Raw genomic sequence first — 26,901 nt, forward strand, 5'->3', positions numbered from 1 at the left:
GGCCGTTGGTCGGGCTGCTAGGCCATGCTGATGCCGTGAGAGCTTGCGTGACCCCGCAAGCCGTTTGGCGCCCTTGGTGCAAAATCCGCGCACATCCAATGCAACCCAGCAGGAGTGGCCATGACCGCGATGTTGATGGTTCTGAAATTTGCCGTGGTCACCGTGCTGGTGGCTTCGCTGCTTGAGGCCGTGGTCTTGTCGCTGTGGAAGGGACGGGGCCCCTACGACTGGAAGGCCGCCGGCATCTCGCTGATCGATTTTCTGGTGCGCGAGTACTTTTTGCGCTGGGCCTTGCCGCTCAGCTTCTGGTTTGGCGCCATGCAGTGGATCTGGGCGCACCGCCTCTTCACCCTGCCCATGGACCATTGGACCGGCTGGGCCACCTGCTTCATTGGCCAGGAGTTTTGCTACTACTGGTACCACCGCGCCGCCCACCGCATCCGCTGGTTCTGGTGCACCCACGCCATTCACCATTCTTCGAACCAGCTCAACCTGTCGGCGGCCTACCGTTTTGGCTGGACGGGCAAACTCACCGGCACCCTGCTGTTCTTCATGCTCGCCCCCTGGCTGGGCATGCCCCCCAGGGTGATCCTGGTGATGCTGTCCTTGAACCTGCTCTACCAGTTCTGGATACACGCCACCTGGATCCCGCGTCTGGGCCCGCTGGAATGGATTCTGAACACCCCCTCGGCCCACCGCGTGCACCACGCTTCCAACCTGATCTACCTTGATGGCAACTATGGTGGCGTTCTGATCGTGTTTGACCGCCTGTTTGGCACCTACATTCCCGAGCAGCAGGGCGTACCGATCCGCTACGGCCTGGTCAAACCCAGCACGGGCTACAACCTGTTCAAGATCGAGTTTGAGCATTGGCTGTCGCTGTGGCGCGATGTGAAAGCCGCCCCTTCGGCCCGTGCCCTGCTGGGCTACCTGCTGCGGCCCCCGGGCTGGAGGCCGGGCGGCGCTGGGGAGACCACGGAAGAGCTTCGCCAGGCAGCCCAGGCCCAAGGCTTTGCGGCCGAACCCGCTGTGCAGGCTGTGGCCTCGCAGACTGGCAAGCCGGCGGCAGCGGCGTGAGCCGAGGCCATGGCCGCCAACTAGCGCGGAAGCCCTTCGCCATCGTTCTGCACGGCCCCACCAGCGCGGGCAAATCGAGCATCGCTGCGGCCCTGCAAGACAGCGCCCTGGTCCCCTCGTTTCATGTGAGCCTGGACGCCTTTGTCACCATGTCAAGGCGCCGCGACATGCGCAGTGCCCAAGAGCAGGCGCTGGCCTACCGCATCCACTGCGAGAACCTGCGCGCCACGCTTCGCCGCCTGGTCGACTCCGAGTTTGAAATCATCCTGGACACCGTGCTGCGCGATGAGGCCGAGCTGCAGGCCTGCCTTGACGTTTTGTCAGCCCGCCCGCTGTGCCTGGTGGGGGTCCAAGCCCCTCTGGCCACGCTGGAGCAGCGCGAGCGACTTCGTGATGACCGCGCGACGGGCATGGCGCGGGAGCAATTCGGGCATCTGGCGTTTATTCGTGGCTACGATCTGGTGGTGGATACGTCGACGGGGTCGGCTGCGGAGCTTGCTGCTGAGATTCGGCGGCTTTTGGGTGGTTAGCTAACGTGCCCAGGCCTGATGACGAGATCTACCTTGTGCACTGGCTCCTCCGTGAAGGCTGCCGGGCTTCCCCCCCCCGCCGGTCCCGCTTGGCCGCTTCAACAAACCGGAAGCCCCGTCAGCTTCTAATTCTTCATGTGTTGCATGAATGTCGAGCAGAGGATCCGGGCCAATTTGGCGACAGGATCAGGCTTGATGATCTTGGGTCACATGCTTCACGATGGTCCTGTAAAGCTGTGTACCATCATCCCGCATCAACGAACAAAAAAACTGCAGGGAGTGTGCCGATCCAATGGATGAGGCGACCCTGGTGACGACCGCATGCTGGAAGACATCAAAAAGACCCTCTGGGCCACCGCCGACAAGCTTTGGGCCAACATGGACGCGGCCGAAAACAAGCACTGGGTGCTGGGCCTCATCGTCGTCAAATGTATCTCTGACAATGGTGCCCCCTGAGGCCGAGTCACAACTTGCCGCGGCCTTGTTATGAGCATTCCTAGCGCCTCCGAGATCGTTCAAATCGTGGATCAGTTGGATCACCACGTGGCCGATGACCTGGAAGGCCAATACCTGGATTTCAAACCTTCACTGGGGCCCAAAGAAGATCTCAGGGTGGCCTGCGAGTACGCCGTGTGCTTCTCCAATGCGGGTGGTGGCGCGGTGGTCTTTGGCGTTGCGGACAAGGTGAAAGGGCGAGCCCAGGCCATTCAGGGTTGTAAGGGGCACGATCTGGATGTTTTTCGACGGGGTATATACGACGGCACGATTCCAGGGATCGACGCCGAAGTGTTTGAGTTACTGGTGCCGGAAGGCACAGGCCGCTTGCTTGTGATGCGTGTGGCAGCGGGGCAAAACAAACCCTATGGTACGGCGGCTGGTCTGTTCAAGCAGCGGATCAGCAAAAACTGCATGCCTCTGGATCCCAGTGCGTTTCAGCACGCACAGGTGAGAACCGCCGCCTTGGATTGGAGTGGTGCGGTGGCACAGGGGTTGACGCTGCAGGACCTAGATCCGCTGCAAATCGAACGGGCGCGGCAGATTTTGCGAACCAAGGCGCCTTCGTCAGGTTTATTGGAGTTGTCTGAGTCCCGCTTTCTGCAGGGCTTGGAGGCCGTGCGGGATGGACGGGTGACACACGCCGGTATGTTGTTGTTTGCCAGGCGTGAAGTGCTGACTGCACATTGCCCCCAAGCCCAGTTTCATTACGTGCTGCACGACAGTGAGACCACTGTGGCACGCAATGACATCGACCGCTTGCCCCTGCTGGAGGCGGTGGAGCGCATGGAGCAGGTGTTTGTCGGGCCGCTGAACCCCGAGCGTGAGGTGGAGTTGGGCCTATTCAAGGTGCGCATTCCACAGTTTCCGGTGGAGGGGGTGCGTGAGGCCGTGTTGAATGCCCTGACGCACCGCGACTATCTGAACCCGGGGGAGATTCTCATTCGGCATTCCTCCAAAGAACTGGTTGTGACCAGCCCGGGTGGTTTTGTTGCGGGCATCACGCCTGAGAATATCCTGCGGCATGAGGCCGTGCCCCGGAATCGGACGCTGGCGAACGCCTTGGTGAAGCTGAGGTTGGTTGAGTCGTCTGGTGTGGGCCGGCGCCGCATCTTCAGATCTGCACTGATCTATGGCAAACGCCGCCCTGTCTATCAAACAGATGGTTTTTCGGTCACCTTGCGCATGTTCAACCGCGAGACCCATGAAGAGTTGGCTCAGTTGGTGGCGCGACTCGATGCGCAAGGGGCCGACGTGTCGCTGGACCACCTTCTGGTTTTGGACACATTGATGGGGCAGTCATTCATTGATGTAGCAGAGGTCGCCGAAGTCTTGCAATTGCAAAAAGACGAGGCCAAGCAGGTTTTGGAGGCCATGTGCCAGCCACCCCTCGACCTGATGGAGCGCAAAGGCCATACCTCTGCGGCCACCTACCACCTAGCCAAGGGGGTAGCCAAGGCATTGAAGGGCAAAGCGACTTACACCCGCACGCGTGGGCTGAACCCGGTCCGGTACGCCGAGATGGTGAAGGCCTATCTGGCGGATCACCAACGCATCGACAACGCGCAGTTGCGCGACCTCCTCGGGCTGGGTGAGTCGCCCTCTGCGTCGGTTGAGGCGTCTCGCTATCTAAAAAAATGGAGTGGTGGTGATGGCTTCCTGGTCAAGCAGGTGGCCCGAGGAAAGCCTTTCTACACTTTGAAATGAGCGTTTAGCAAACTTCTTTCTAACAATCTGGCTGAGAAAAAATCTATTTAAATCAATGGGTTATAGGGATTTTTGCTAAACGCTTTGCTAAACGGTCCGGCTGCTTCTCGGAAACTTCTCAAAAAAGCGCCGAATTGGGTGCGTGCCAACAGCCATCTGGATTACAAAGGCTGCTTTTCTACGCCTATCAGGGAGAGGCACGACGGAAGCCACCGTGCTGCGCGATGAGATCGAGCTGCAGGCCTGCCTTGACGTTCTGTCAGCCCGCCTGCTGTGCCTGGTGGGGGTCCAAGCCCCTCTGGCCACGCTGGAGCAGCGCGAACAATGTCGTGATGACCGCGCGACGGGCATGGCGCGGCAGCAATTCGGGCATCCGGCGTTTGTTCGTGGCTACGATCTGGTGGTGGATACGTCGACGGGGTCGGCTGCGGAGCTTGCTGCCGAGATTCGGCGGCTTTTGGGATGAACCGGGCCGCCCATACAGCGGTCTGTGCGACCCGCCTTTTTAGCGCTTCCAAGAGCGGCCCTCGCGGCTCAAAGTGACGCCTCTCCGCCGCACCGGGTGACGTTCGGCAAATGAGGGCACTGTCTTTTCGGGCCTTTCATCCTCATCCCGTTCTCTCACCCCTCGGCACCCATCGGGGCCGGTGGCTTGGCGATGAAGGCCTGCTTTTCATGGCGATCAAAGCCCGCTGACTCATAGAAGCGCAGCGTGGCGGGGTCTTTGCGGCCGGTCATCAGCATGACCTTGTAACAGCCCGCCGACCAGGCCTGTGCGAGCGCATGTTGGAGGATCGCCTGACCGTGACCTTGACCTCGATGTTCGGTATGGGTGACGACGTTCTCGATCACGCCATAGGGTCTGCAGCCCCGGGTGAGGTTGGGAATGAGGGTGAGGTTGCAACTCGCGATCAACTGCTCATTCAGGTAGCCGCCAAAGTACCGATACCGAGGGTGGCTCAGCAACTCGTGCCACACGCTTTGCACGATGTTGGTTTCAGGCAATGGGTCGTCTGTGGTGTGCAGGTGTTTGTACAGTGCCAGCAGGTCGTTCAATTCGCTGGCGTCAATCAGTCGGATCTTCATGTGTTGTGCTCCTGGTGTCTGAAGCCGCCCCGGTTCGGGCCCCTTGAGCCGATTTTGTGGGGTCCCCACCCTAGCGCAAGCCGGGCACAAGGGGCCCTTTCAACGGGGCCCAGGCCAGATGCCCCCATGTGCTCGCCCCCTGCAATTTCACTTGGCCAATACCCCGCCACCCACCGCCCCAGGCCACCCGGCGCGCGCTGATCCCTGCCAGGCCTCCAGCTCCCGCACCGGCACAGGCCGGCTGAACAGGTAGCCCTGAAATTGCTGGCAGCCGTTGTCCACCAGAAAGGCGTGTTGCTCTGGGGTTTCGACGCCTTCGGCGATGACCTGCAGGTTCATGGTGCTGCCCAGGGCCAGCACCATGCGCACGATGGCGGCGCTGTTGGCTTCGGTCAGCACGTCGGCCACAAAGGATTGGTCGATCTTGAGTTTGTTCAGCGGCAGGCGTTTGAGGTAGTTCAGGGACGAGTAGCCGGTGCCAAAGTCGTCCAGCGAAAACGTGACACCGTGGCTGGCCAGGGTGAGCATTTTGGTCTTGATGTCGTCGATGTCTTCGACCAGCATGGTTTCGGTCAGCTCCAGTTCCAGTCGGCTGGGGCTGAAGTGGTGGTGCTGCAGCAGTTCCAGCAGTTTGGGCACAAAGTCGGCCTGGCGAAACTGGCGCTGGCTGATGTTCACGGCCAGGCACCACGCGCTGCGCTCGGGGTGTTCCGACCAGGCCTGCAGTTGGGTGCAGGCGGTCTCCAGCACCCATTGGCCGATGGGCACGATCAGGCCGGTCTGTTCGGCCAGGTCGATGAACTGGCCGGGCATGACCAGGCCGCGCGTGGGGTGGCGCCAGCGCAGCAGGGCCTCGGCGCCCAGCACCCGGCCCGAGGTGTCCAGTTGGGGCTGATAGTGCAGCTCGAACTGGTGCTGCACCAGGGCCTGCACCAGGTCGGCCTCCAGCTCGGATCGCTCGGTGGCGTCGGTCAGCAGCACGTTGACCAGCAGGGTGAGCATGGTGGTGGCGGCCAGGGTCTGCAGCCAGGTGCCGGGCACGCGGATGTCGTCGGGCAGGGCGTAGCCAGGCACGAAGTTGGCGGTGGTGGCGGCCAGCACCACAAAGGTGCTGAGGCAGAGCAGGGCCACGCCATAGCGCAGGCGCGGGTCGTCGTCGCGAAAAGCCACCAGCGCGGCCACACCCAGGCCCAGCAGGTACAGGTGGGTGGATCGCGGGGCCAGGGCACTGGGTGGGTCCAGCAGCACGGCATTGCCGATGACGATGATCAGCAGGCTGCCAAAGATGACCAAGTTGGCGGCCTGGCGCCGGTTCAGGCAGGTCAGGGTCAGGCTGATCAGCCCGAAGAAGAAGAGCATGGCGTCCATGCCCACCACCAGCCACAGGTTCTTGGAGACGAAGAACGCGCCCCACACCAGGCCCATGGTCATCATCATGACGCTGGTCAGCAGGCGCACGCGCCGCTCTCGCCGGTGGTACAGCAGCCCCAGTTCGGGGGCCACCCACAGGTGACGCAGATTGCGCATGAGACGTGCGGCGGCGTTCGGCATCGTTTCCTTCAACCTCCCTTGTTTATTCTGGCAGCAACCGTGGGGCTTGTCTTGCTCTCAGGCAAGACTGGAATGCTGAGCGGGTCTTGGTCTGGGGCGGCCTGTTAATATTTTTGCCCCCGCTTTGCCTGGGCTTCACCCCAAGGGGGTGGGCTTGGCGTCTACAGTCGGGGCCTCCGGTCGCGGACCGGAGGCGGTTTGTCTGGGTTGTCGATGCAGAGTGTTCTTTCTCTTTTGGCCTTGTTGCTGTTGGTGGCCTGTTCGGGCGTGATGGCGCGCTTCTGGCCGCGGCTGCCGCAGCCCCTGCTGCAGCTGTTGATGGGGGCGATGGCGGCCTGGCCGGCCTCGGGCCTGCGGGTGGAGCTGGACCCCGCCACGTTCATGTTGCTGCTGGTGCCGCCGATGTTGTTTGCCGATGGTTGGCAGATGCCCAAGCGCGAGTTCGGCGCCAACATGTGGCCGATCCTGCTGCTGGCGGTGGGGCTGGTGCTGGTCACGGTGTTGGGGGTGGGGCATGTGATCCACTGGCTGCTGCCGGCCATGCCGCTGTCGGTGGCTTTTGTGCTGGCGGCGGTGTTGTCGCCCACTGATGCCTTGGCCGTGTCGGCGGTGGCGCATCGGCTGCCGATGCCGCCGCGGTTGCAGACCATTCTCGAGGGCGAGTCGCTGATGAACGACGCCTCGGCCCTGGTGGCGGTCAAGTTTGCGGTGGCAGCCACGCTCACCCAGCAGTTCTCGCTGGGGCGTGCCCTGCTCGACATGGTGTGGATGTCGGGCGGCGGGGTGCTGGTGGGGCTGGTGTTCGCGCGGGTGTTTGCCGCCTTGCACGACCGTTTTCTGTTCTGGCGCGAGGGGGCCGAGGCTGCCCCGCCCGTGCTGGTGATTCTGCTGATGCCCTTCGGCCCCTACCTGCTGGCCGAGCATTTCGGCCTGTCGGGGGTACTGGCCGCGGTGGCCGCCGGCATGGCGGCCAGCCAGTTCGATGTGCGCAGCACGCGCTTCAATGCCTTTCATGTGCAGGCCCAGGGCACCTGGGAGGTGATCCGCTTTGCCTTCACCGGCCTGGTGTTCGTGCTGCTGGGCCAGCAATTGCCCGAGCTGCTGCAAAACCTGCAAGAGCCGCTGCAAGACCTGAAAGAGGCCGGAGCCCCGGTGCACCACGGGCATGCGTTGGGGCCGTTGCTGGTGAGCACGGCCGGCATTGCCCTGGCCTTGCTGGCGGTGCGGTTTGTCAGCCTGGCCGTGGGCGCGGCCCTGCCGGCCTGGTTGCCCAGGCGCTGGCGCCGGGGCACGGTGCGGCCGGTGCCGCTGAGCTGGGTGGGGGTGGCTTCGCTGGGCGGCATCCGCGGCGGGATCACGCTGGCGGCGGTGCTGGGCTTGCCGGTCTTGCTCTCCGATGGCACGCCGTTTCCGGCGCGCGAGCTGCTGATTTTTCAGGCGACGATGATCATCGTGATCTCGCTGCTGGGGGGCAGCATCGGCTTGCCCTGGCTGTTGCGGCGCCTGGGCACGGCCAGCGGGCCGGGCAGCCTGCGGCGCAACCGCGAGCTGCGCTGGGCGCGCAAGCGTGCCTCGCGGGCCGCTTTGCTGGCCCTGCGCTCACCGGAGGTCGATGCGGAGGTCGACCGCGTGGCTGACGCGGCGCAAGGCCCTGCCCGCGAGGCCGCCGACGAGGTGCGCCAGCGCGTGCAGCACCTGTACCACCACCGCCTCAATGAAGCGGTGGGCGATGAAGAGTCACGCCTGGTGTCGCAAGGTGTGCTGGCCCTCGAAAAGCACCTGCGCCTGATGGCGCTGCAGGTCGAGCGCGAAGAGCTGGCCGGCCTGCGCGAGCGGCACCAGATCAACGACGAGACCTACCGCGTGCTGATGCGCGAGATCGACCTGGTCGAACTGGTGCTGCGCGGCGCCATTCACTGACGCAACGCGGGCTCGGCGGCCAGCAGGGTGTCGAGCGTGATCAGGGCCTGATCGAGGGCGTAGTCGCCCAGTTGCCGATCCATCTGCTCGGCCGCCTGGGGGTGCAGGGTGCGCAGCTCGTCCGCCAGCGCGGCGTAGGCCGTGGTGGCGCGCACGTCGTCGGTGCGCAGCAGTTCGCGCAGGGTCTGCAGGGGCGCAGCCAGGCTGGCCGGATCGATCGCCGGCCGGGGGGCTCCAGGTGTGGTGGCGGGGGCCGCCAGAGCCCGCAGCCAGGGGGCCAGGGTGTTGAGCTGGGTGGCCAGTTGATTGAGTTCTGCCGGCTCGGTGGGGCAGCCCGGCTGCTTGATCCGGTGCTCCAGGGCTTCAGCGGTGTGCTGCACCGCACTCAGGCCCAGGGTGCCGGCCAGGCCCTTGAGGGTGTGGGCCGTGCGCTGGGCGCCTTCTGTGTTGCCGGCCTGCAGCAAGGCCTGCACCGATTGGGCATCGGCACCGTGCTCCAGGCCAAAGCGGTGCAGCAATGCCATCAGCCGCTGCGGGCGGCCCAGCACGTTGCGCAGGGCCTGGCTCAGCGACAGGCCGGGCACGGCGAGCAGGGCAGGGGGCAGGTCGGGCGGCAGGGCATCGGCTGGGTGGGCTTCAGGCGTGGTGGCGGGTGCCGTGCCGACGGGCTCGGCGGTCGACGGCGCAGGGGTGTCCGCAAGCTTGGGGGGCAGCCATTGCAGCAGGGTGCGGTACAGGCCTTCGGGGTCGACCGGTTTGGCGATGTGGTCGTTCATGCCGGCGGCCTGGCAGGCCTGCCGGTCTTCCTCGAACGCGTTGGCGGTCATGGCCAGGATGGGCGTGAGGGCATGGCCGGGCAATTGCCGGATGGCACGGGTGGCCTGAAGGCCATCCAGGTGCGGCATCTGCAGGTCCATCAGGATCAGGTCGTAGGCGGTTTCGCGGGCGCGCTCCAGGGCTTCCTGGCCGTCCTGGGCCAAGTCCACCTGCAGGCCGGCATGGCTCAGCAGGTCCAGGGCCACCTCCTGGTTCAGGGCGTTGTCTTCGGCCAGCAGCAGGCGGGCCTGGCGGTACCGGGCCAGGGCCTGTTCCACGTCGCTGCGGCCCGCCGTCAGGGCGGGGGGGCGGGTGGGGGCGGGCGCGCTGGCCTGGGCTGCGGCGGTGCGCCCCGCGGCCTCGCGTGGGCTGGCGTGCTGGGCCTGGCCAAACGGCGCCTCGATCCAGAAGGTGCTGCCCTGGCCCAAAGTGCTGTCCACGCCCACGGTGCCGCCCATCATGTCGGCCAGGCGGCGCGAGATCACCAGGCCCAGGCCGGTGCCGCCAAAGCGACGTGTGGTGGACACGTCGGCCTGTGCAAACGGCTGGAACAGGCGCTGCTGCTGCTCGGGGCTGAGGCCGATGCCGGTGTCGCGCACTTCAAAGCGCACCCACAGGCGCGGGCCTTCCTCGCGCAGCACACGCCCGTGCAGCAGCACGCGGCCCTGCTGGGTGAACTTGATGGCGTTGCTGGTGAAGTTCAGCAGCACCTGGCCCAGTCGCAGGCCGTCGCCGTGCAACTGGGCGGGCAGGGTGGCCATGTCGGTCTGCAGGGCCAGACCTTTGTCGGCGGCGCTGTCGCCCAGCAGGTTGCACACGTTGCCGATCACATGGGCCACCTCGAAATCGGTCGGGTCCAGCGACATGCGGCCGGCCTCGATCTTCGAGAAGTCCAGGATGTCGTTGATGATGCCCAGCAGGTGGTGGGCGGCGTCGTTCACCTTGTCGAGCCGGCTGCGTTGTTGCGGGCTCACGTTGTCGCGCTGGATCAGGTGGGTGATGCCGATGATGGCGTTCATCGGCGTGCGGATCTCGTGGCTCATGTTGGCCAGGAAGGCGCTCTTGGTCCGGTTGGCGGCTTCGGCGGCCTCTTTGGCTGCGGCCAGTTCGGCGGTGCGCTCGGCCACCATGTCCTGCAACTGGTTCTGGAAGCGCAGCAGGGCGCGCTGGTCTTCCTTCTGGCGGGTGATGTCGGTCCAGATGGCCGAGATGTAGCGCCGGCCCTGGATCTCGATGATGCGCGAGCTGATGGCCAGGTCGAGCAGGCTGCCGTCCTTGCGGCTGCGCTGTACCTCGTCGTGTGCGGCGCCTGCCTCCTGCACGGCGCGCAGGCGCTCCTGCAACTGCCCGCGGCCCTGGGCGGGCGTCACGTCGTAGATCGTCAGGTGGCCGAACTCCTGGCGGGTGTAGCCCAGCAGGGTGCAGGCCGCTTCGTTGAACTCGACGAAGGCCAGGGTCTCCAGTTCGATCAGCACGATGCCGTTGTCCGACTGGCTCATCACGGCTGCGTACATCTGCTCGCGTTGGCGCAGGGCTTCGCCAGCCTGGCGCACCACCGTCATGTCCTGTGCCATGCCGTCGGCCCAGATCACCCGGCCTGAGTCATCCCGGTTCAACTCGGCGCGCTCGCGGATCCAGCGGGTGACGCCCTGCAGCACCACCCGGTGCTCGATGTCGTAACGCTTGCCCTTGAGGGCCGCGCGCCAGGCCTGGCGCACGGCGTCGCGGTCTTCCGGGTGCACCATCTCCATGAAGCTGGCGGCCGTGATGGGGGTGCCTTTGTCCACCCAGAACAGCTCGTAGGTTTCGTCAGACCAGCGGATGCTGCCATCGCGCATGTGCAACGTCCAGCTGCCGATGCGGGCCAACTGCTGGGTGCGGCGCAGCGTGGCCTCGCTGTCGCGCAGCGCGTGTTCGGCCGAGCGCGCGGCGGTGATGTCGCGCGCCACGCCCAGCACGCCCAACAGGGCACCGTCCTGGTCGTACAGTGGGGCCTTGACGGTCTGCACCAGCTCGCGGTGCTGGTCGCTGGCAAAGGTCAGCCATTCTTCGTTGCTCACGGGATGGCCCGCCAGCACGGCCTGCAGGTCGTTCTGGCGGAACAGGTCGGCCAGGTCGCGCGTCACAAAGTCGTAGTCGGTCTTGCCCAGCAGTTCAGCCTCGGGGTGGCCCATCAGGTCTTCGAAGCGCCGGTTGCATTGCAGAAACACGCCCTCGGCGTTCTTCAACCAGACCAGGTCGGGCATGCCGCGCACCAGGCTCTTGAGGCGGTGGCGTTCGGCGTCCAGGGCCAACTGGGTCTGTTGGCGCGCCTCCAGGGTGCGCACAAAGTTGACCACCGCCTGGGCCAGGTCGCGCACCATGCTGTTGCGCGTGCGGGTCAGGGCCTCGACATGCGACAGGGTGCCCAGGTCCAGGGGCATGGCCGCCTCACCCGCGGGCGATGGGGCGGATCGGGCCGCCTGGCTGAGCTGACCCAGTGCCCCGGCCAGCAGATCGAGCGGGCGCGTCAGCCACCACGAGAGCAACAGCCAGAGCAGGCACACCAGCAACAGACTGGCCGCGGCCAGGCTGGCGGCGGTGTAGACAAAGTCGTGCCGCTGGCCGGCCATGGCGGCCAGCCGGCTGTCGACCTCTTCGGTCAGTTGCGCGGTGAGCTGGGTGGCGTGCCCAACGTAGTGCAGGTAGTGGTTCAAAGCCTCGGCCGCGCGGATCTGACCGAGGTGCGGTGAGCCTGACAGCAACTCGGTGGCCATCATCATGTAGGCCCGGTACTGTTCGTAGGCCTCCAGGGTTTCGGCGCTCAGGGGGCGCAGGCCATCGCCCAGGCTGTTCAGGGCCTGGGTCATCTGGTCGCGCTGCTGGTCTTGTGTCGCCAGTTCGTCCACCAGCCGCGTGTTGGCCTGGCGGGCCTGTTCCACTGTCAAACGGCCGGTCTGCGCCTGCTCCAGCAATTGGCTCAGTCGTTGGTGCAGGCCCAGCATCTGGTGCCCCAGCAGGGTGCTGTGGGTCATGGCGGTGGTCACGGCCCGCACCTCGACCTGGCGCTGGTCCTGCTGATCCACGAGGCGTTGCAAGGCCATCAGGTTGACGGCCACGGCCACGCAGGCCGCCAGCACCATGGGCACGAAGAACAACAGCAACAGGCTGGCCCGCTTTTTCATCAGCAGGGGGTCAGGCAGGTAGTCAGGCAGGGTGACCATGGCTTGGCGGTGCGTGGCAGGGCGGAGGGCATCCGGGCCGGATGGGGCGTGTCAGCCCAGGGCGTGCCGAGGCGGGGTGTCGGCGTAGCGCACGGCCACCTCGACAAAGCGGGGCTGCAGGGACAGGAAGGCATCCACCACTTCGGGGTCGAAGTGCCGCCCGCGGCCTTCGGTGATGATCTGGACCACCTTGTCGATGGGAAAGGGTTCTTTGTAGTGGCGCTTGCAGGTCAGGGCGTCGAACACGTCGGCCAGGGCCATCAGGCGGGCCGACACCGGGATGTCGTCCCCCGCCAGGCCTCTGGGGTAGCCGCTGCCGTCCCATTTTTCGTGGTGGCCCAGGGCGATCTGCTGGGCAATCTGCAGAAACTCGAGTGCCGGGCCAGGGCTGGGTGACAGGTCGGGGCCATGGCCCGCCTGCACGCGCAGGATGGCCTCGTGCAGTGCGTCGGCCCCAATCTGGCTGTGCGTCTTCATCACCTCGAACTCCTCGGGGCTCAGCCGCCCGGGCTTGAGCAGGATGTGGTCCGCGATGCCCACCTTGCCAATGTCGTGCAGCGGCGCGGCTTTGGCGATCAGTCGGTCGTTGGGGGCGCGCAGGGCCTGGGCAAAACGGGGGTGATCGCGCAGGTGCTCGATCAGCAACTCCACATAGGCCTGGGTGCGGTGCAGGTGGTTGCCGGTTTCGTTGTCGCGCTTTTCGGCCAGCAGGGCCAGCGCGTTGAGGCTCACGTCCTTGATCAGTTCGTTTTCCTCGGTGCGTTGTTGCACCTGCTGCTCCAGGTTCTCGTTTTGCTGGCGCAGGCTGTCGCGGGCCTGCTTGAGTTCGAGGTGGGTGTGCACACGGGCCAGCAGGATGGCGGCGCGGATCGGTTTGGCCACGTAGTCAACGGCACCCTGGCTCAGGCCGCGCTCTTCGTCGTCGTCGCCCGACATGGCGGTGACGAAGATCACCGGGATGTCGCGTGTGGCCGGGTCGGCCTGCAGGCGCTCCAGCACGCTGTAGCCGTCCAGCCCGGGCATCATGATGTCGAGCAGGATCAGGTCGGGGCGAGGAGGGGTGTGCACCGCGGCCAGCGCGCGCTGGCCCGAATTGGCCACGCGAACTCGGTACAAGGGGCTCAGCAGCTCGCCCATCACGGCCAGGTTGGCGCTGGTGTCGTCCACCACCAGGATGGTGCTGCGGGCGTCGTCAGCGGTTGCGGTCTGGGCTGGGTCCATGGTGCGGGGCGGGTAACAGGCGCGGCCATCCTGAAGGGCTCAGGCGGGCGTTGCCTCATTTGTGATCATTTTTCGTCGGATCGGGGTGGGCCGATTGATGTACCTCAGGACTTGCGCGCAAACGGGGGCCGTGCCGGCCATGCCGCCGGCTGGGGTGTGAATTCGGCCTGGATGAACGCGTGCGACGGTGCCGACTCTGATGTAACCACCTGTTAATTTAACAGACGATCGGGTTTTGGTGATTTTCAGGCCACCAGGGGATCGGCATCCAGGGCCTCCAACTGGTCGTGCAGCAGGTGGGTCTGGCCATGCCAGTAGTCGCTGCTGCCAAACCACGGAAAGTTGATCGGAAAAGTGGGGTCGTCCCAGCGGCTGGCCAGCCAGGCGCTGTAGTGGATCAGGCGCAGCGTGCGCAGCGGCTCGATCAGGCTGAGCTGGCGGCGGTCGAATTCGCACACCTGCTCGTAGCCGTCGATCAGGCTGCCGAGCTGGCGGTTCTGCTGCGCCCGGTCGCCCGACAGCAGCATCCACAGGTCTTGCACGGCCGGGCCGGTGCGGGCATCGTCCAGGTCCACGAAGTGCGGGCCGCCGCCTTCGGATTCGGTGGGGGTCCAAAGGATGTTGCCGGGGTGGCAGTCGCCGTGCAGGCGGATCAGCTCGATCTGCTGGCCGTCAAAGCGCCCGTCGGGCAGCACCAGGGGGTGGGCCGCGATGTGCGCCAGCACCTGCTCGCAGGCCTGGCGCCACGGGCCTTCAGCGTCGGCCGGCAACACCCGGCCTTGCAACAGGCCCTCTACTGCGGCGCGGCCAAAGGTGTGCAGATTCAAGGCCGGGCGAAGCTGGAACGGGCGCTGGGCGCCCACCTGGTGCAGCCGGGCCAGAAAGCGGCCGGTCCACTCCAGCACCTCGCCGTCGTCCAGCTCGGGCTGGCGCCCGCCACGCCGGGGCGATACCGAGAACGCAAAGCCTTCGTGCTGGTGCAGGGTGCGGCCCTGCAGGGTCAGCGGCCCCACGGCGGGCACCTCGGCGGCCTGCAGATCGGCCGAGAAGGCGTGCTCTTCGAGGATCTGGCCCTCGCTCCAGCGGCCCGGGCGGTAGAACTTCACCACCACCACGCGGTGGCCCTGCACCGGGTCTTCAAGCTGCACCTGGTAGACGCGGTTCTCGTACGAGGACAAGGCCATCAGGCGGCCGTCGCCGTACAGGCCGATGCCGGCCAAGGCGTCCAGCACGGTGTCGGGCATCAGGCGGGCGTAGGGGTGCAGGGCGTTGTCGGCGGCGGGGCTGCGGGGCATGGAGTCTTCAGGCATGGCGCCATTGTCCTCCGCCCTGCGGCTTGTGCGGCCGGGTGATCACCCGAGAGGGCCGGCTTGACGAGGGTCAAGGCGTATGCCTGGCCCTGGCGCTCACAATGCAGGCATGGTCACACGCAGGCGTCGTCACGTTCGTTTCATCAGTCGCAGGGGCTTGCTCTATTCGCTGTTGCTGGCTTTTCTGATGATGACCCTGGGGGGCTTGGGCTTCTGGATCGTCGAGCCCGGGGTGCACACCTTCTGGGACGGCCTGTGGCTGGCCTTCACCACCGCGGCCACGGTGGGCTATGGCGACATCGTGCCCACCACCCACTGGTCCAAGGCGTTTGCGGTGGCGGTGGTGCTGCTCGGGCTGGCGGTGCTGTCGCTGGTCACGGCCTCGGTGGCGGCCATGCTGGTCGAGGTGGACGAGCGTGAGATGGATGACGCCGTGCTCAAGGAGATCCGCCACCTGCGCGCCGACCTGCATGCGATGCAGGCCGAACTGAAGGCGCTGCGTCAGGAGACCCGGGCCGACCCGGGCTGATCCCTTTACTCGGGCTCGATGCCCGCCGCCTTGATGATGCGGCCCCACTTCTGTGATTCGACGGCCTGGAACTTGCGCTGCTCCTCAGGTGTGTTCAGGTAGGTCTCGGTGCCGGTGGGCTGGTAGAACGCAGCCTGGGCGCTGCTGTGGGCGGCCTTGTGCAGCAGCTCATTGAGCTTGGCCACCACCGGGGCCGGGGTACCGGCCGGGGCGTAAGCGGCAAACCAGTAAGTGGCTTCGTAGCCCTTCACGCCGGCTTCTTCGATGGTGGGCACCTCGGGCGCCAGGGCGCTGCGCTGGCGCGGGGTCACGCCCAGGGCGCGCAGCTTGCCGGCCTTTACCTGGGGCAGGCCGGTGGCCATGTCGGTGAACATCACGTCGATCTGGCCGCCCAGCAGGTCGGTCACGGCCGGCGGGTTGCTGCGGTACGGAATGGCCAGGATGTAGGTGCCGGTGAGTTGCTTGAACATCTCACCCGCGATGCGGCTCGACGAGCTGCCCGCGCCGAACGACAGCTTGCCGGGCTGGGCCTTGGCCAGCTTGATGAACTCGCCCACGCTGCGCGCCGGGTAGTCGGGGCGCACCACCATCAACTGGCCGCCGCGGCCCAGGGCGGTGACGGGCTCGAAGTCTTTCACCGGGTCGTAGGGCAGCTTCTTGTACAGGTGCTCATTGGCGGCGTGGGTGGTGTTGGTGGCGATCAGCACGGTGTAGCCGTCGGGCTTGGCCTTGGCCACCAGTTGCGCGCCGATGAAGGCATTGGCGCCGGGGCGGTTGTCCACGATCACCGGGGTCTTGGTGTCGGCCGTGATGGCGTTGGCCAGGGCGCGGGCCAACTGGTCGGTGGCACTGCCGGCCGTGAAGGGCACCACGAAAGTGATGGCCTTGTCGGGGAACCCATCGGCCAGCACGGGGCCGGCCAGGGTGGCGATGGCGGCGGCCAGCGTGGATTGCAGCAGGGTGCGGCGGGGGATGCTCATGAGAAGTCTCCTTGTCGTTGTTGGGGGCGGTGGTTCAGGCCTCGGGGGCCTGGACCGGCAGGGTCAGCAGCAGGCCCGACAGGCTTTTGCCGTGGGCATCCAGATTGAGGGCGTCGTTCACGCCGCCCTCGAGGATGTCATGCAGCACAAAGTTCATGGCCTGCAGTTTGGGCAGCAGGTACCTCGTCACCCGCGTGGGCCGCCGGCTGGCAAACAGCGCGGCCACGCGGGCCTCGGTCACCTGTTCGACCAGCAGCGGCCAGTGCTGCGCCTGGTAGGCGATCACGCTGATGCTGGAGGTGTTGCCTTTGTCGCCGGTGCGCCCATGGGCCAGCCGGGCCAGGGGCACAGTGGCGGTGTGGGGCGTCATGGCGTGGGAGGCTGGGTCGGTTGCAATGGGGGCGGATTGTGTCACAGCAGGCTCCAGTGTTCCTTGATCCAGGCCCGGGGCACGAACCACGACTCGCTGGCCAGGCGAGGCGTGATGGCGCTGCGCACGCCGCCACCGCCGGCCGGGCCGCAGGTGTACAGGGCCAGCACTTCGCGGGTCAGCAGCTCGGCCTCGCCGCGCTGGCTGGCGCGGGCGGCCACGCGCAGACGCACGTCCTGCATCAGGCCCGCGGGGGCCAGCTCGGCCTGGCTGTCTGCCCAGGTGCCGGCGTCGTCGGCAAACAGGCTGGCCACGCCGATCAGGTCGCAGCGCACCGGTTGCAGGCCCGGGGCCAGCTCGGCCAGGCGGCTGCGCACCACCTGGGCGGCCAGCCGGGCGCGGGCCACGGCATTGGGGCCGGCATAGGAGATCTCGCCTTCGGCCAGCCAGCCCCCTTCGAAACAGGCGGTGGTCTTGAGGGTGGCGGGGCGGGCATGACCGCGCACGCCACTCACTTGCACCCGGTCGGGCCCCAGGGGCTGCAGCGTGACCTCGCTGAGGTCAGCCACCACATCGGGTGTCAGGTAGGCGGCAGGGTCGTGGATCTCGTACAGCAGTTGCTCTTTGACTGTGCGCTCGTCCACGCAGCCCCCGGTGGCGTCGGCCTTGCCCACCACAAAGCGGCCGTCGGCCTGCACCTCCAGGATCGGAAAGCCCACGTGGGCCAGGTCGGGCACATCTTTCAGGCCCGGGTCGGCAAAGTAGCCGCCGCACACCTGGGCGCCGCACTCCAGCAGGTGGCCCGCGATGGTGCCGGCGGCCAGTCGGTCCCAGTCGTCCTCGGCCCAGCCGAAGTGCGCGAGCAGCGGGCCCAGTGCCAGGGCCGGGTCGGCCACGCGGCCGGTCACCACCACCTGGGCGCCGGCGCGCAGGCAGGCCGCGATGCCCTGGGCCCCCAGGTAGGCGTTGGCGCTGACGGGGGCATCGCTGCGCGGCCCACGCACCTGGGCCAGTTGATCGGGGCTCAGTTGGGCCAGCACGTCGTCGCCTTCAACCACCCCCACGCGCAGCGCACCCAGGCCCAGTTCGATCGCCAGCGCCTGCAGGCAGGCCGCCGCCCCGCGCGGGTTGGCCGCGCCGAAGTTGCCCACGATGGGAATGCCGTGCCGCACGCAGTCGGCCAGCACGGGCCGAATGAACCGCTCCAGCGTGGGCTCGAAGCCCGCGGTCGGGTTCTGGCGGCGCTGCAACTGGGCCAGGGCCAGGGTGCGTTCGGCCAGGGTTTCGAACATCAGCACCGCGGGGCCGCCGCGGGCAACCAGGGTGCGCACCACGGGCACGGCCGCATCCCAGCGGTCGCCCGAGAAGCCGGCGCCGCAGCCGATCAGCAAAGAGGGGGGGAGAGAGGACATGGCCCGCAGTGTGGTGGGCTCAAGTGCATTTGTAAAATGGATTGATTGAATGGATTAATCCATGAAACCACTGAATCCGATCCGCTGGTCTTCGGCCGACCTGGAGGCCTTTGGCGCCTTGGTGCAGACCCGCCATTTCACGCGGGCAGCCGAGCGCTGCCACCTGTCGCAAAGCGCCTTCAGCCAGAAGATCCGCCGGCTTGAGGCCGCGGTGGGCGCGCGCCTGTTCGAGCGGTCCACCCGCCAGGTCAGCCTGACGCCTGAGGGCGAGCTGCTGGCGCAAGAGGTGCTGCGCCTGGAGCAGGAGCTGCAGCAGGCCTTGGGCCGGCTGCAGGCGCTGGCCGGTCTGCAGGCCGGGCGGGTGGCCGTGGCGGCCCTGCCTTCGATGGCCGCGGTGTGGCTGCCCGGGCTGGTGGCCGAGTGGCGTCAGCGCCACCCTCAGGTGCAGCTCACGGTGCACGACACCCTGGCCCAGGGGGCTACCACGCTGTTGCGCGAGGGGCGGGTGGACTTTGCCCTGACAGCGGGGGGTGACCTGCGCGAGTTCGACATCGAACTGCTGCGCACCGAGCCTTATTGGCTGGTCTGCCCGGCGGGGCACCGTCTGGCCGAGCGGGGGGGCATGGGGGCCGGCTGGGACGACCTGGCCGGCGAAGAGTTGATCCACCTGGCCCGCAGCAGCAGCGTGCGCCAGCAGATCGAGCGCCTGAACCTGAGCCCGGGCTGGCGCACCAGCGTGCTGGAGGTGGAGCACCTGGCCACGCTGGCAGCCTTGGTGCGTGCCGGCCTGGGCCTGAGCCTGGTGCCGGAGCTGACGCTGTTCCATTTTCGCGATGCGGGCCTGGTGGCGCTGCCCTTCCAAGAGCCCGCCCTGGCCCGCCCTCTGGTGTTGGCGCGGCGCAAGGGGCAGGCGCTGTCGGTGGCGGCGCAGGCTTTGCGCGGCCTGTTGCTGGCGCGTCTGGCCGGTGACAACCCGGGTCTGGCCTGATCCGGCCCGGTGGCGGCCTCTGCTATCGTCGGGCGCCATGAAGCATCTGGCCTTTCGCTGGCTCACCGTGCGGGCGGGGCTGCAGCGTTTCTTTCGCATTTCCGAGTGGCAATGGATGTTGGGCTGGGCCGTGGTGGCCGGCGTGCTGGGGGCCTTGGCCACCGAGTCCTTCCGCTGGGCCCTGTTGCGCCTGGACCACCACCTGCTGGGGCAGAGCGGCAGCCTGGTCGCGTTGGCGCGCAGTCTGCCGGCATGGGAGCGGGTGCTGGTGCCCGCGCTGGGCGGCCTGCTGGCCGGGGCCCTGCTGGTGCTGGCGCGCCGCGCCGCCAACCCGCAGGCCCACAGCGACTACATGGAGGCCACGGTCCTGGGGGATGGGCGCATCCCGCTGAAGTCCAGCCTGTTGCGCAGCGCTTCGTCCTTGCTGAGCATTGCCAGTGGGGGCTCGATCGGGCGCGAGGGCTCGATGGTGCAACTGGCGGCACTGAGCGCCTCGCTGCTCGGGCAAGGCCTGCGTTTTCCGGTGCCGCGCCTGCGCCTGCTGGTGGCTTGCGGCGCGGCCGCCGGCATCACCGCCGCCTACAGCGCCCCCATCGCGGGCACATTTTTCGTGGCCGAGATCGTGTTGGGGTCCATGGCCATGGAGAGCCTGGGGCCGATCATGGTGGCGGCTGTGGTGGCCAACATCGTGATGCGCCAGATGCCCGGCTACCAGCCGCCCTATGCCATGCCGCCCTTCCCGGCGGTGGCCGGGGGCGAGGTGCTGTTGTTTGCCCTGATGGGCCTGCTGCTGGGGGCCGGCGCGGCGCTTTTCCTGCGCCTGCTGGGCCAGTCGCGCGCCCTGTTCGGGCGCTTGCCCTTGCCCTTGCCGCTGCGGCTGGCCCTGGGCGGCCTGGTGGTGGGCCTGATCTCGGTGCCTTTGCCCGAGGTGTGGGGCAACGGCTACAGCGTGGTCAATTCGGTGCTGCACTCAGACTGGCCCTGGGCCTTGTTGCTGATGCTGCTGGTGGCCAAGGTGGTGGCCACCTTGTGCACGGTGGGTTCAGGCGCGGTGGGCGGGGTGTTCACGCCGGCCATCTTTTTCGGTTGCATCGTCGGTGCGCTGTTCGGGCAGGGGGCGCAGGCCCTGTGGCCGCAGGCCGCCTCGGCGCCACTGGCCTACGCGATGGTGGGCATGGGCGCATTTCTGGCCGGGGCCACGCAGGCGCCCTTGATGGCCATCCTGATGATCTTTGAGATGACGCTGAGCTACCAGGTGATGCTGCCGTTGATGGTGGCCAGCGTGATCGCTTATTTTGTGGCCCGATCGGCCCATGCCGGCGCCATGTACGACATCACCAGCCGCCGCCAGGTGTGGCAGGCCGAGCAGCAGCGCCTGCGCGCCCTGGGGGTGCGCGAGCTGATCGAGCCGGCGCAGACCGTGGTGGGCCTGGGCGCCGACCTGGACGAGATGAGCCGGCTGTTTCTGCACCACCCGGTGAAGTACCTGTACGTGGTGGACGAGGCGCAGCACTTTCAAGGCGTGGTGCCTTTGAAGCGCCTCAGCCCCGCCGAGCGCCTGCCCGACCTGGAACGCCTGCGGGCCGGTGATCTGATCAGCGCGGAGTTGCTGCCGCTGACCGCCGGCATGGGCCTGTCCGAGGCCTTGCAGCGCTTCATGGACCACCGCGGTGAGCGACTGCCGGTGATCGAGTCCGCTGACGACCCGCGGTTGTTGGGGGTGGTCAACAAGAGCGCGTTGCTGGCCACCTACGCCCGCCTCAGCGGATGAGGCTGGGAGGCCGGGCCAGGCCCGTCGCGACTTATCATGCTGTCACCGATATTTGCTTATTTCTGTAAGGATGGTTGCCATGCATAAGTTCTCGCGCAAAACGCTTCTGGCCGCCCTGGCGACCGCCTTCTGCGGCATCGCGCAGGCAGGGGGCGTGGATGAGGTGGTGAAGGCAGGTGTGCTCAAGGCCTGCACCCCGGGTGACTACAAACCTTTCAGTTTCGCCCTGCCCGATGGCAGCTACGAAGGCTTGGACGTGGATCTGGTGCAATCGCTGGCGGCTTCGCTGGGGGTCAAGGCCCAGTTCGTCAAGACCACCTGGGCCAAGATGATGGATGACTTCACCGGCGGTGCCTGCGACATCGCGGTGGGCGGCATCTCGGTGACGCTGGAGCGCCAGAAGCGGGCATGGTTCAGCGCGCCCTACATGGTCAACGGCAAGACGCCGCTGGTGCGTTGCGCCGATGTGGCGCGCTTTCAGACCGTGGCGGCCATCGACCAGCCTGGTGTCAAGGTGGTGGCCAACCCGGGCGGCAGCAACGAGCGCTTTGCCCGCGCCAACTTCAAGACCGCCCAGCTCACCATCCACCCCGAGAACCTGACCATCTTCAACGAGGTGCTCAGTGGCCGCGCCGATGTGTTCGTGACCGAGTCGGCCGAAACGCTGGTGCAGCAGAAGCTGCACCCCGGCCTGTGCGCCGTGAACCCCGACAAGCCCCTGCAGTACGGCGAGATGGCCTACCTGTTGCCGCGCGGCGACACGCTCACCAAGGCCTATGTGGACCAATGGCTGCACTTGATCCAGGCTCAGGGCGACTACCAGCGCATGGCGGCCAAGTGGCTGAATTGAGCCCGTTTTCTGGCCTGCGCCGCCGTGGCTGGCTGCTGGCCCTGGCCGCCCTGGCCGGGATGACGGCGGCCCAGGCAGCCGATGAACTGGTGCTGGGGGTGCTCGACAATTCGCCCCCGATGTCGTTCCGGGATGCGCGGGGAGATTACAGTGGCTACAGCATCGACATGGCGCGCGCTGTTTGCAAAGAGTTGGGCCGGCGCTGCCGTTTTGTCTCGGCCACGATCGCCAGCTCAATCGACGACCTGAAGCAGGGGCGCATCGACGTGGCGGCCATGAGCCTCTTGCCCACCCCCGAGCGGCGAGCCCAGATTTTGCTGGCGCGGCCTTACTACACCTCGATTTCGGCGTGGGTGGCGCGCCTGGGTCTGCTGCCAGAGCAGACCGGTGTGCGGGTGGCCGTGGTGCAGGGGTCAGCGCAGGCGCGTTTTGCAGCCCAGCGCCAGTGGCAGCGGGTGGAGGTCTTGTCCAATGCCGATCTGGCCGTGCTGTTGCACCAGGGCAAGGCCGACGGCATGCTGGCCCCGATGATGAGCGTGATCGGTTTGATGAAGGCCCCGGCCCTGCAGGCGATGGACCTGAGTGTGCAGCCGCGTCGTGAACCCGAGCTCACCGGCGCGGCCTCTTTTGGCATCACACCGCTCAAGCCCGAACTGAAAACGCAGGTGGATGCGGCCCTGGAACGGCTGGAGCACGACGGGGTGTATGACCGCATCAACTCGCAGTACCTGTCCATCCGGGTGAACTGAAGGCCTCGCCATGTCCGCCCCGAATCGGGACTTCCGATCGATCTGGTTCTTCTCGCTGCTGGCCGGTTTGTTCATGGTGGTGCTGCTGGGGGCTGCGTGGCTGATCGATCAGCAGCAGCAACAGGTGCAGCAGGCCACCCTGAACGTGCAGCAGCGCATGGGACCGGAGGTCCTGCGTCTGCAGCGGCTGGGCCGCAACTTGCTGCAGATCCACCATGAGGGCGACCGTTTGTTGTTGAGCGACTCCCGGGGCGAGCGGCAAGAGGCCTTGCTGCTGGTCACCCTGGTCAGCCAGCATCCCAGCCTGCAACAAGACCCCCGGGTGGCCCAGCAGGCCGAGCGGGCTACCTTGTTGTTGAGCGAGGCCGCCGCGGATCTGGCCCGGTCGACGCAGGGGCGTGCCGCCTGGCGGGCTCGCTGGGAGCCTTTGGCTGCCGAATTGACGCATACCGCCGATGACCTGATGAGCCAGGCCGCCTACCTGCCTGGGACCGATCTGGCCGCTTTGGCGCAGGTGGCGCGCCAAGCCCGATTCCAGTTGCTGGCCACCATGGTGCTGGCCGGGCTGTTCAGCCTGGTCTTTCTGTGGCTGCTGCATCGACGCGTGCTGCAGCCCCTGGTGGGGGTCCACCAAGCCTTGCTGAAGTTGCAGGCCGGCCAGATGATGCCCCTGCTGCCGCGATCAGCCGTGCGTGAGGTGGTGGTGCTGGGCGAGGCTTTGAACACCCTGGCCGCCACCATGACCGAAAACGAGCTGGTGCGCCATCAGCTGGAGTTTCAGGCCCACCATGACAGCCTGACCGGGCTGCCCAACCGGCGCCATTTCATGGCGCAGGGTTATGAGTTGCTGCATCGCCTGCGGCGCGAGCACCGGCGTGCCCTGGTGGGCATGGCCGATCTTGATTTTTTCAAACGGGTCAATGACGAGCACAGCCATGCCGCAGGCGACGAGGTGCTGCGCCAGTGCGCACGGCTGCTGCGCGAGGCGCTGCGCACCCAGGATCTGGTCTGTCGCTTTGGCGGCGAAGAGTTCGCCTTTGTGCTGGTGGGCTGTGACGCGAGTGACGGCCTGGCCCTGGCCGAGCGCCTGCGCCACAACCTGGAGCGCCATCGCTTCACCTTGCCTGATGGCAAGGTGCTTCCGGGCATGACAGTCAGCATCGGCCTGGCGCCGATGGGCGTGGACGGCCTAGAAAAGGCACTGGGTGAGGCAGACAAGGCGCTTTACCGTGCCAAAGACGAAGGCCGCAACCGCGTGGTGCTCGAAGAGCGCGCGGTGGCGGCCTGAAGGGTCGCCACATCCGGCCAGATCGGATGTGACCAACCGTTGGGCGATCAGACCACGGTCAGGGTCACGTCGATGTTGCCACGGGTGGCGTTCGAGTAGGGGCACACGCCGTGGGCCTTGGCCACCAGGTCTTCGGCCACGGCGCGCTCGATGCCGGGCAAGGTGATGGTCAGGTGCGCTTCGATGCCGAAACCAGCCGGGATCGGGCCGATGCCGACCTTGGCCTGGATGGTGGCGCTGGCCGGGATGGCGATCTTGGCGGCGCCGGCCACGTGCTTGAGGGCGCCCATGAAGCAGGCCGAGTAGCCGGCGGCAAACAGTTGCTCAGGGTTGGTGGCACCGCCGGCACCGCCCAGTTCCTTCGGGGGGCTGAGCTTCACGTTCAGCAGGCCGTCCGAGCTGACGGCGTGGCCGTCGCGGCCACCGGTGGAGGTGACGTCGGCGGTGTACAGAACTTTGTCGAGGTGGGTGGTCATGGTGCTGCTCCTGTGAAATGTCTGCCAGGCAGACGGGTGGGGGTTGGTTGACGAAAACAGAAAAATGAATCGGGACTCAGCCGCCGGCCAGGTGGCCGCGCAGGGTCTTGAGCTGGTCGGTCAGCGCCATCAGTTCGGGCAGGCTGCACTGGCTTTGCTGCAGCACACAGGCCGGAATGCGTTCGGCGGTATCACGCAGGGCGCGGCCAGCCGGTGTCAGGGTGATGCGCACCCGGCGCTCGTCCTGAACATCGCGCAAGCGGCCCAGCAGCCCCGCACCTTCCAGGCGCTTGAGCAGCGGGGTCAGGGTGCCCGAGTCGAGGAAAAGGCGCTCACCCAGGGCCGACACGGTCAGGCCATCCTGCTCCCACAGCACCAGCATCACCAGGTATTGCGGGTAGGTGAGGCCGATCTCGTCGAGCAGGGGCTTGTACAGCTTGGTCATGGCCAGCGAGGCCGAATACAGCGCAAAGCAGACCTGGTTGTCCAGCCGCAGCAGGGCGGGGCTGGGGGTGTCGGGTTGTGCGTTGGTGTCCATGGCTTGAATTATTGCTGGCAATTAAATTGTGTGCAATTTAATTGATTAAAACCCCGCAGATCGCAGGGAATCCCGGGGTCAGCGACCCGTGAAGCGGGCTGGGCGCTTGTCGATGAAGGACTGCACGCCTTCGCGGGCGTCGTCGCTGCGCGACAGCCGCTGCTGGGTGTCGATGAAGTCGTGCATGGCGACCAGAGGCCCGTGTTCGATGGCCTTGAGCACGTTCTGGCGCGTCGCGACCACGGCCAGGGGAGCCTGCTCGGCGATGGCCTGTGCCAGCGCCAGTGCCGTGGCCAACGCTTGCCCGGCGGGCACCACTTTTTGAACGAAGTTCAGGCGCAGGGCCTCGGCGGCCCCGAACTCGTCACCGGTCAGCAGGTGCAGCAGGGCATTGCCCAGGCCGGCGCGCTCGGCCATGCGCAGGGTGGCGCCGCCGGTGGCCATGATGCCGCGCTTGACTTCGAGCTGGGAGAAGCGGCAGTCGTCGGCTGCCACCACGATGTCGGCGGCCAGCATCAGCTCGATGCCCAGGGTGTAGGTGATGCCTTGCACGGCCACCACCATGGGCTTGGTGCGTCGGCGGTAGCCCGGCATGCCCAGGTCCACCGGGTCGACCAGACCCAGGGGCACGGCTTTTTCGCCGCGTTGCATCAAGGGGGCAATGGTGGGCAGATCCAGCCCGGCGGTGAAGTGGTCGCCAAAGGCGTGCAGCACGCCCACGCGCAGGGCGGGGTCGTCGTCGAGTTGGGTGTAGGCCAGCCCCAGTTCGCGGTACATCTTGGGCGTGAAGCCGTTGCGCTTGTTGGGCCGGTTGATGCCGATCAGCAGCACGCTGCCGCGCACTTCGGTGTCGATGCTGCCTTCGGGGTGAAGGGGCGTGGGGGTGGGGGGATGGTCGTGGGGCTGGAAAGGGGTGTTCATGCCCCCATGCTAGGGGGCCGGGTGTGGCGCCGGCGTTCACCGGCGCGACACTCCAACCCTGGGGAGAACCCGGGGTTGGCGTTGGCTCAGCGCGGTGTTCAGTAGGTGTAGACGCCGCGGCCGGTCTTGCGGCCCAGGTGGCCGGCGGCGACCATTTCCTTGAGCAGCGGGCAAGCGCGGTACTTGCTGTCGCCAAACTCTTCGAGGTAGACCTGCATCACGGCCAGGCACACGTCCAGGCCGATCATGTCGGCCAGGGCCAGCGGGCCGATGGGCTGGTTGCAGCCCAGCTTCATGCCGGCATCGATGTCTTCGGGGGTGGCGATGCCTTCGGCCAGCACGAAGAAGGCCTCGTTGATCATGGGGACCAGGATGCGGTTGACCACAAAGCCGGGTGAGTTCTTGACCGTGATCGGGCTCTTGCCCAGGGCTTCGGACAAGGCCTTCACGGCATCGTGGGTGGCGTCGCTGGTCTGCAGGCCACGGATGATTTCGACCAGGGCCATCATGGGCACCGGGTTGAAGAAATGCATGCCGATGAAGCGGTCGGGCCGGCTGGTGGCGGCGGCCAGCTGGGTGATGGAGATGGACGAGGTGTTGGAGGCCAGGATCACCTCGGGCGCCACCAGGGCATCGATCTGCTTGAGGATCTTGACCTTGAGCTCGTGGTTCTCGGTGGCGGCTTCGATCACGATCTGGGCCTTTTTCAGGTCTTCGTACGAGGTGCTGCCCTGGATGCGGGCCAGGGCGGCCTCCTTGTCGGCCGCGCTGATCTTTTCTTTCTTGATCAGGCGGTCCAGCGAACCGGCCACGGTGGCGATGCCTTTTTGCACGGCGGCGTCCGAGATGTCCACCATCACCACTTGCAGGCCCGACACGGCGCAAGCCTGCGCAATGCCGTTGCCCATGGTGCCCGCGCCAATGATGCCGACGGTTTGAATGCTCATAGTGAATGTTCCTTCAAGTAAAAACGGTTGCCAAGATGGTATCCAGATTCGATCACCCACCTTGGTAAGGCGCGTGACAGTTGTGCGGCCGCCCTGTGCCAGCCTTGATCTGGCGCAGAAATCCGGGGCCCTGCTGCCAAAAGGTCCCGAGCATCCGGTGACACAG

The 26,901-nt window shown here is 66.6% G+C and carries 23 protein-coding genes and 1 pseudogene; 12 read left to right on the forward strand and 12 right to left on the reverse strand.

Going from position 1 to position 26,901, the window contains the following annotated elements; all coding sequences use genetic code 11:
• Positions 1 to 120 precede the first annotated feature (120 nt).
• From AC07VS_RS05485 to AC07VS_RS05505, 5 genes and pseudogenes are all read left to right on the forward strand, one after another.
• The gene (locus AC07VS_RS05485; protein WP_494657850.1) at positions 121 to 1,077 is read left to right on the forward strand and encodes a sterol desaturase family protein; all 957 of its coding nucleotides are present in this window, start codon (positions 121 to 123) and stop codon (positions 1,075 to 1,077) included.
• The gene (locus AC07VS_RS05490; RefSeq protein WP_494750377.1) at positions 1,074 to 1,607 is read left to right on the forward strand and encodes a phosphotransferase-like protein; all 534 of its coding nucleotides are present in this window, start codon (positions 1,074 to 1,076) and stop codon (positions 1,605 to 1,607) included. Before AC07VS_RS05485 ends, AC07VS_RS05490 begins: the two co-directional genes overlap by 4 nt.
• Before the next feature lie 321 nt (positions 1,608 to 1,928).
• Positions 1,929 to 2,057: pseudogene (locus AC07VS_RS05495) on the forward strand (type I restriction-modification system subunit M N-terminal domain-containing protein); the annotation flags it as partial.
• A gap of 93 nt (positions 2,058 to 2,150) precedes the next feature.
• Entirely contained in the window at positions 2,151 to 3,809 is a 1,659-nt protein-coding gene (locus tag AC07VS_RS05500; protein WP_494750378.1) for an RNA/DNA-binding domain-containing protein, read from the forward strand.
• Positions 3,810 to 4,023: 214 nt separating this feature from the next.
• On the forward strand, positions 4,024 to 4,275 hold the full coding sequence (locus tag AC07VS_RS05505) for a phosphotransferase-like protein (protein ID WP_494750379.1): 252 nt from the start codon (positions 4,024 to 4,026) through the stop codon (positions 4,273 to 4,275).
• Between the two features lie 155 nt (positions 4,276 to 4,430).
• Here AC07VS_RS05505 and AC07VS_RS05510 read toward each other — a convergent pair whose 3' ends face one another.
• Positions 4,431 to 4,895, reverse strand: a complete 465-nt coding sequence (locus tag AC07VS_RS05510) for a GNAT family N-acetyltransferase (RefSeq protein ID WP_494750380.1) — start codon at positions 4,893 to 4,895, stop codon at positions 4,431 to 4,433.
• A 147-nt stretch (positions 4,896 to 5,042) separates the two neighbouring features.
• Positions 5,043 to 6,446, reverse strand: coding sequence for a putative bifunctional diguanylate cyclase/phosphodiesterase (locus AC07VS_RS05515; RefSeq protein ID WP_492350213.1), 1,404 nt, complete (start codon positions 6,444 to 6,446; stop codon positions 5,043 to 5,045).
• Between the two features lie 213 nt (positions 6,447 to 6,659).
• Between AC07VS_RS05515 and AC07VS_RS05520 the strand changes: the two genes are divergently transcribed.
• Positions 6,660 to 8,366 (forward strand): Na+/H+ antiporter, encoded by a 1,707-nt coding sequence (locus AC07VS_RS05520; protein WP_494657842.1) that lies wholly within the window; start codon positions 6,660 to 6,662, stop codon positions 8,364 to 8,366.
• On the opposite strand, the gene AC07VS_RS05525 is transcribed toward AC07VS_RS05520, so the two are convergent.
• From AC07VS_RS05525 to AC07VS_RS05535, 3 genes are all read right to left on the reverse strand, one after another.
• Positions 8,360 to 12,385: a PAS domain S-box protein gene (locus tag AC07VS_RS05525; RefSeq protein ID WP_494750381.1), complete on the reverse strand. Its 4,026-nt coding sequence runs from the start codon at positions 12,383 to 12,385 to the stop codon at positions 8,360 to 8,362. The two genes, AC07VS_RS05520 and AC07VS_RS05525, sit on opposite strands and share 7 nt — an antisense overlap.
• A gap of 51 nt (positions 12,386 to 12,436) precedes the next feature.
• Entirely contained in the window at positions 12,437 to 13,606 is a 1,170-nt protein-coding gene (locus tag AC07VS_RS05530) for a response regulator (RefSeq protein WP_494750382.1), read from the reverse strand.
• Positions 13,607 to 13,851: 245 nt separating this feature from the next.
• The gene (locus AC07VS_RS05535; RefSeq protein ID WP_494750383.1) at positions 13,852 to 14,916 is read right to left on the reverse strand and encodes a serine/threonine protein kinase; all 1,065 of its coding nucleotides are present in this window, start codon (positions 14,914 to 14,916) and stop codon (positions 13,852 to 13,854) included.
• Positions 14,917 to 15,073: 157 nt separating this feature from the next.
• Between AC07VS_RS05535 and AC07VS_RS05540 the strand changes: the two genes are divergently transcribed.
• Entirely contained in the window at positions 15,074 to 15,445 is a 372-nt protein-coding gene (locus AC07VS_RS05540; RefSeq protein ID WP_492350208.1) for a potassium channel family protein, read from the forward strand.
• Positions 15,446 to 15,450: 5 nt separating this feature from the next.
• On the opposite strand, the gene AC07VS_RS05545 is transcribed toward AC07VS_RS05540, so the two are convergent.
• From AC07VS_RS05545 to AC07VS_RS05555, 3 genes are read right to left on the reverse strand one after another with little or no spacing between them, the layout of a single operon-like run.
• Positions 15,451 to 16,425: a Bug family tripartite tricarboxylate transporter substrate binding protein gene (locus tag AC07VS_RS05545; protein WP_494750384.1), complete on the reverse strand. Its 975-nt coding sequence runs from the start codon at positions 16,423 to 16,425 to the stop codon at positions 15,451 to 15,453.
• Positions 16,426 to 16,459: 34 nt separating this feature from the next.
• Entirely contained in the window at positions 16,460 to 16,795 is a 336-nt protein-coding gene (locus tag AC07VS_RS05550) for an AtuA-related protein (RefSeq protein ID WP_494750385.1), read from the reverse strand.
• A 41-nt stretch (positions 16,796 to 16,836) separates the two neighbouring features.
• The gene (locus tag AC07VS_RS05555; protein ID WP_494750386.1) at positions 16,837 to 18,207 is read right to left on the reverse strand and encodes an acyclic terpene utilization AtuA family protein; all 1,371 of its coding nucleotides are present in this window, start codon (positions 18,205 to 18,207) and stop codon (positions 16,837 to 16,839) included.
• A 61-nt stretch (positions 18,208 to 18,268) separates the two neighbouring features.
• On the opposite strand from AC07VS_RS05555, the gene AC07VS_RS05560 reads away from it, so the two are divergent.
• From AC07VS_RS05560 to AC07VS_RS05580, 5 genes are all read left to right on the forward strand, one after another.
• Positions 18,269 to 19,195 carry a LysR family transcriptional regulator gene (locus AC07VS_RS05560; protein WP_492350204.1) on the forward strand — a complete coding sequence of 309 codons (927 nt, stop codon included), beginning with the start codon at positions 18,269 to 18,271 and terminating at the stop codon, positions 19,193 to 19,195.
• 37 nt (positions 19,196 to 19,232) lie between these two features.
• Positions 19,233 to 20,966: a ClcB-like voltage-gated chloride channel protein gene (locus tag AC07VS_RS05565; RefSeq protein ID WP_494750387.1), complete on the forward strand. Its 1,734-nt coding sequence runs from the start codon at positions 19,233 to 19,235 to the stop codon at positions 20,964 to 20,966.
• Between the two features lie 79 nt (positions 20,967 to 21,045).
• Positions 21,046 to 21,816, forward strand: coding sequence for a transporter substrate-binding domain-containing protein (locus tag AC07VS_RS05570; RefSeq protein WP_492350202.1), 771 nt, complete (start codon positions 21,046 to 21,048; stop codon positions 21,814 to 21,816).
• Positions 21,813 to 22,565, forward strand: a complete 753-nt coding sequence (locus AC07VS_RS05575) for an ABC transporter substrate-binding protein (protein ID WP_494750388.1) — start codon at positions 21,813 to 21,815, stop codon at positions 22,563 to 22,565. The genes AC07VS_RS05570 and AC07VS_RS05575 overlap by 4 nt, the downstream gene beginning before the upstream one ends.
• A gap of 10 nt (positions 22,566 to 22,575) precedes the next feature.
• Positions 22,576 to 23,853, forward strand: coding sequence for a GGDEF domain-containing protein (locus AC07VS_RS05580; protein ID WP_494750389.1), 1,278 nt, complete (start codon positions 22,576 to 22,578; stop codon positions 23,851 to 23,853).
• Between the two features lie 47 nt (positions 23,854 to 23,900).
• Here the strand turns inward: AC07VS_RS05580 and AC07VS_RS05585 are convergent, their stop codons facing one another.
• The 4 genes from AC07VS_RS05585 to AC07VS_RS05600 form a co-directional block, all read right to left on the reverse strand.
• Positions 23,901 to 24,329: an organic hydroperoxide resistance protein gene (locus tag AC07VS_RS05585; protein WP_492350201.1), complete on the reverse strand. Its 429-nt coding sequence runs from the start codon at positions 24,327 to 24,329 to the stop codon at positions 23,901 to 23,903.
• A 76-nt stretch (positions 24,330 to 24,405) separates the two neighbouring features.
• Positions 24,406 to 24,867 carry a MarR family winged helix-turn-helix transcriptional regulator gene (locus AC07VS_RS05590; protein ID WP_492350200.1) on the reverse strand — a complete coding sequence of 154 codons (462 nt, stop codon included), beginning with the start codon at positions 24,865 to 24,867 and terminating at the stop codon, positions 24,406 to 24,408.
• A gap of 78 nt (positions 24,868 to 24,945) precedes the next feature.
• On the reverse strand, positions 24,946 to 25,788 hold the full coding sequence (locus AC07VS_RS05595; RefSeq protein ID WP_492350199.1) for a crotonase/enoyl-CoA hydratase family protein: 843 nt from the start codon (positions 25,786 to 25,788) through the stop codon (positions 24,946 to 24,948).
• 98 nt (positions 25,789 to 25,886) lie between these two features.
• The gene (locus tag AC07VS_RS05600; RefSeq protein WP_494657834.1) at positions 25,887 to 26,735 is read right to left on the reverse strand and encodes a 3-hydroxybutyryl-CoA dehydrogenase; all 849 of its coding nucleotides are present in this window, start codon (positions 26,733 to 26,735) and stop codon (positions 25,887 to 25,889) included.
• Between the last annotated feature and the right edge of the window lie 166 nt (positions 26,736 to 26,901).

The sequence above is a fragment of the Curvibacter sp. GW821-FHT01G03 genome (assembly GCF_059422285.1).

What these genes read in the sequence shown, in the direction of transcription:
- AC07VS_RS05595 (WP_492350199.1), bottom strand. Translation starts at nt 25,788, where the DNA reads ATGAACACCCCTTTCCAGCCCCACGACCATCCCCCCACCCCCACGCCC.
- AC07VS_RS05555 (WP_494750386.1), bottom strand. Translation starts at nt 18,207, where the DNA reads ATGTCCTCTCTCCCCCCCTCTTTGCTGATCGGCTGCGGCGCCGGCTTC.
- AC07VS_RS05550 (WP_494750385.1), bottom strand. Translation starts at nt 16,795, where the DNA reads ATGACGCCCCACACCGCCACTGTGCCCCTGGCCCGGCTGGCCCATGGG.
- AC07VS_RS05520 (WP_494657842.1), top strand. Translation starts at nt 6,660, where the DNA reads ATGCAGAGTGTTCTTTCTCTTTTGGCCTTGTTGCTGTTGGTGGCCTGT.
- AC07VS_RS05485 (WP_494657850.1), top strand. Translation starts at nt 121, where the DNA reads ATGACCGCGATGTTGATGGTTCTGAAATTTGCCGTGGTCACCGTGCTG.
- AC07VS_RS05565 (WP_494750387.1), top strand. Translation starts at nt 19,233, where the DNA reads ATGAAGCATCTGGCCTTTCGCTGGCTCACCGTGCGGGCGGGGCTGCAG.
- AC07VS_RS05590 (WP_492350200.1), bottom strand. Translation starts at nt 24,867, where the DNA reads ATGGACACCAACGCACAACCCGACACCCCCAGCCCCGCCCTGCTGCGG.
- AC07VS_RS05560 (WP_492350204.1), top strand. Translation starts at nt 18,269, where the DNA reads ATGAAACCACTGAATCCGATCCGCTGGTCTTCGGCCGACCTGGAGGCC.
- AC07VS_RS05515 (WP_492350213.1), bottom strand. Translation starts at nt 6,446, where the DNA reads ATGCCGAACGCCGCCGCACGTCTCATGCGCAATCTGCGTCACCTGTGG.
- AC07VS_RS05580 (WP_494750389.1), top strand. Translation starts at nt 22,576, where the DNA reads ATGTCCGCCCCGAATCGGGACTTCCGATCGATCTGGTTCTTCTCGCTG.
- AC07VS_RS05585 (WP_492350201.1), bottom strand. Translation starts at nt 24,329, where the DNA reads ATGACCACCCACCTCGACAAAGTTCTGTACACCGCCGACGTCACCTCC.
- AC07VS_RS05600 (WP_494657834.1), bottom strand. Translation starts at nt 26,735, where the DNA reads ATGAGCATTCAAACCGTCGGCATCATTGGCGCGGGCACCATGGGCAAC.
- AC07VS_RS05570 (WP_492350202.1), top strand. Translation starts at nt 21,046, where the DNA reads ATGCATAAGTTCTCGCGCAAAACGCTTCTGGCCGCCCTGGCGACCGCC.
- AC07VS_RS05525 (WP_494750381.1), bottom strand. Translation starts at nt 12,385, where the DNA reads ATGGTCACCCTGCCTGACTACCTGCCTGACCCCCTGCTGATGAAAAAG.
- AC07VS_RS05530 (WP_494750382.1), bottom strand. Translation starts at nt 13,606, where the DNA reads ATGGACCCAGCCCAGACCGCAACCGCTGACGACGCCCGCAGCACCATC.
- AC07VS_RS05545 (WP_494750384.1), bottom strand. Translation starts at nt 16,425, where the DNA reads ATGAGCATCCCCCGCCGCACCCTGCTGCAATCCACGCTGGCCGCCGCC.
- AC07VS_RS05510 (WP_494750380.1), bottom strand. Translation starts at nt 4,895, where the DNA reads ATGAAGATCCGACTGATTGACGCCAGCGAATTGAACGACCTGCTGGCA.
- AC07VS_RS05535 (WP_494750383.1), bottom strand. Translation starts at nt 14,916, where the DNA reads ATGCCTGAAGACTCCATGCCCCGCAGCCCCGCCGCCGACAACGCCCTG.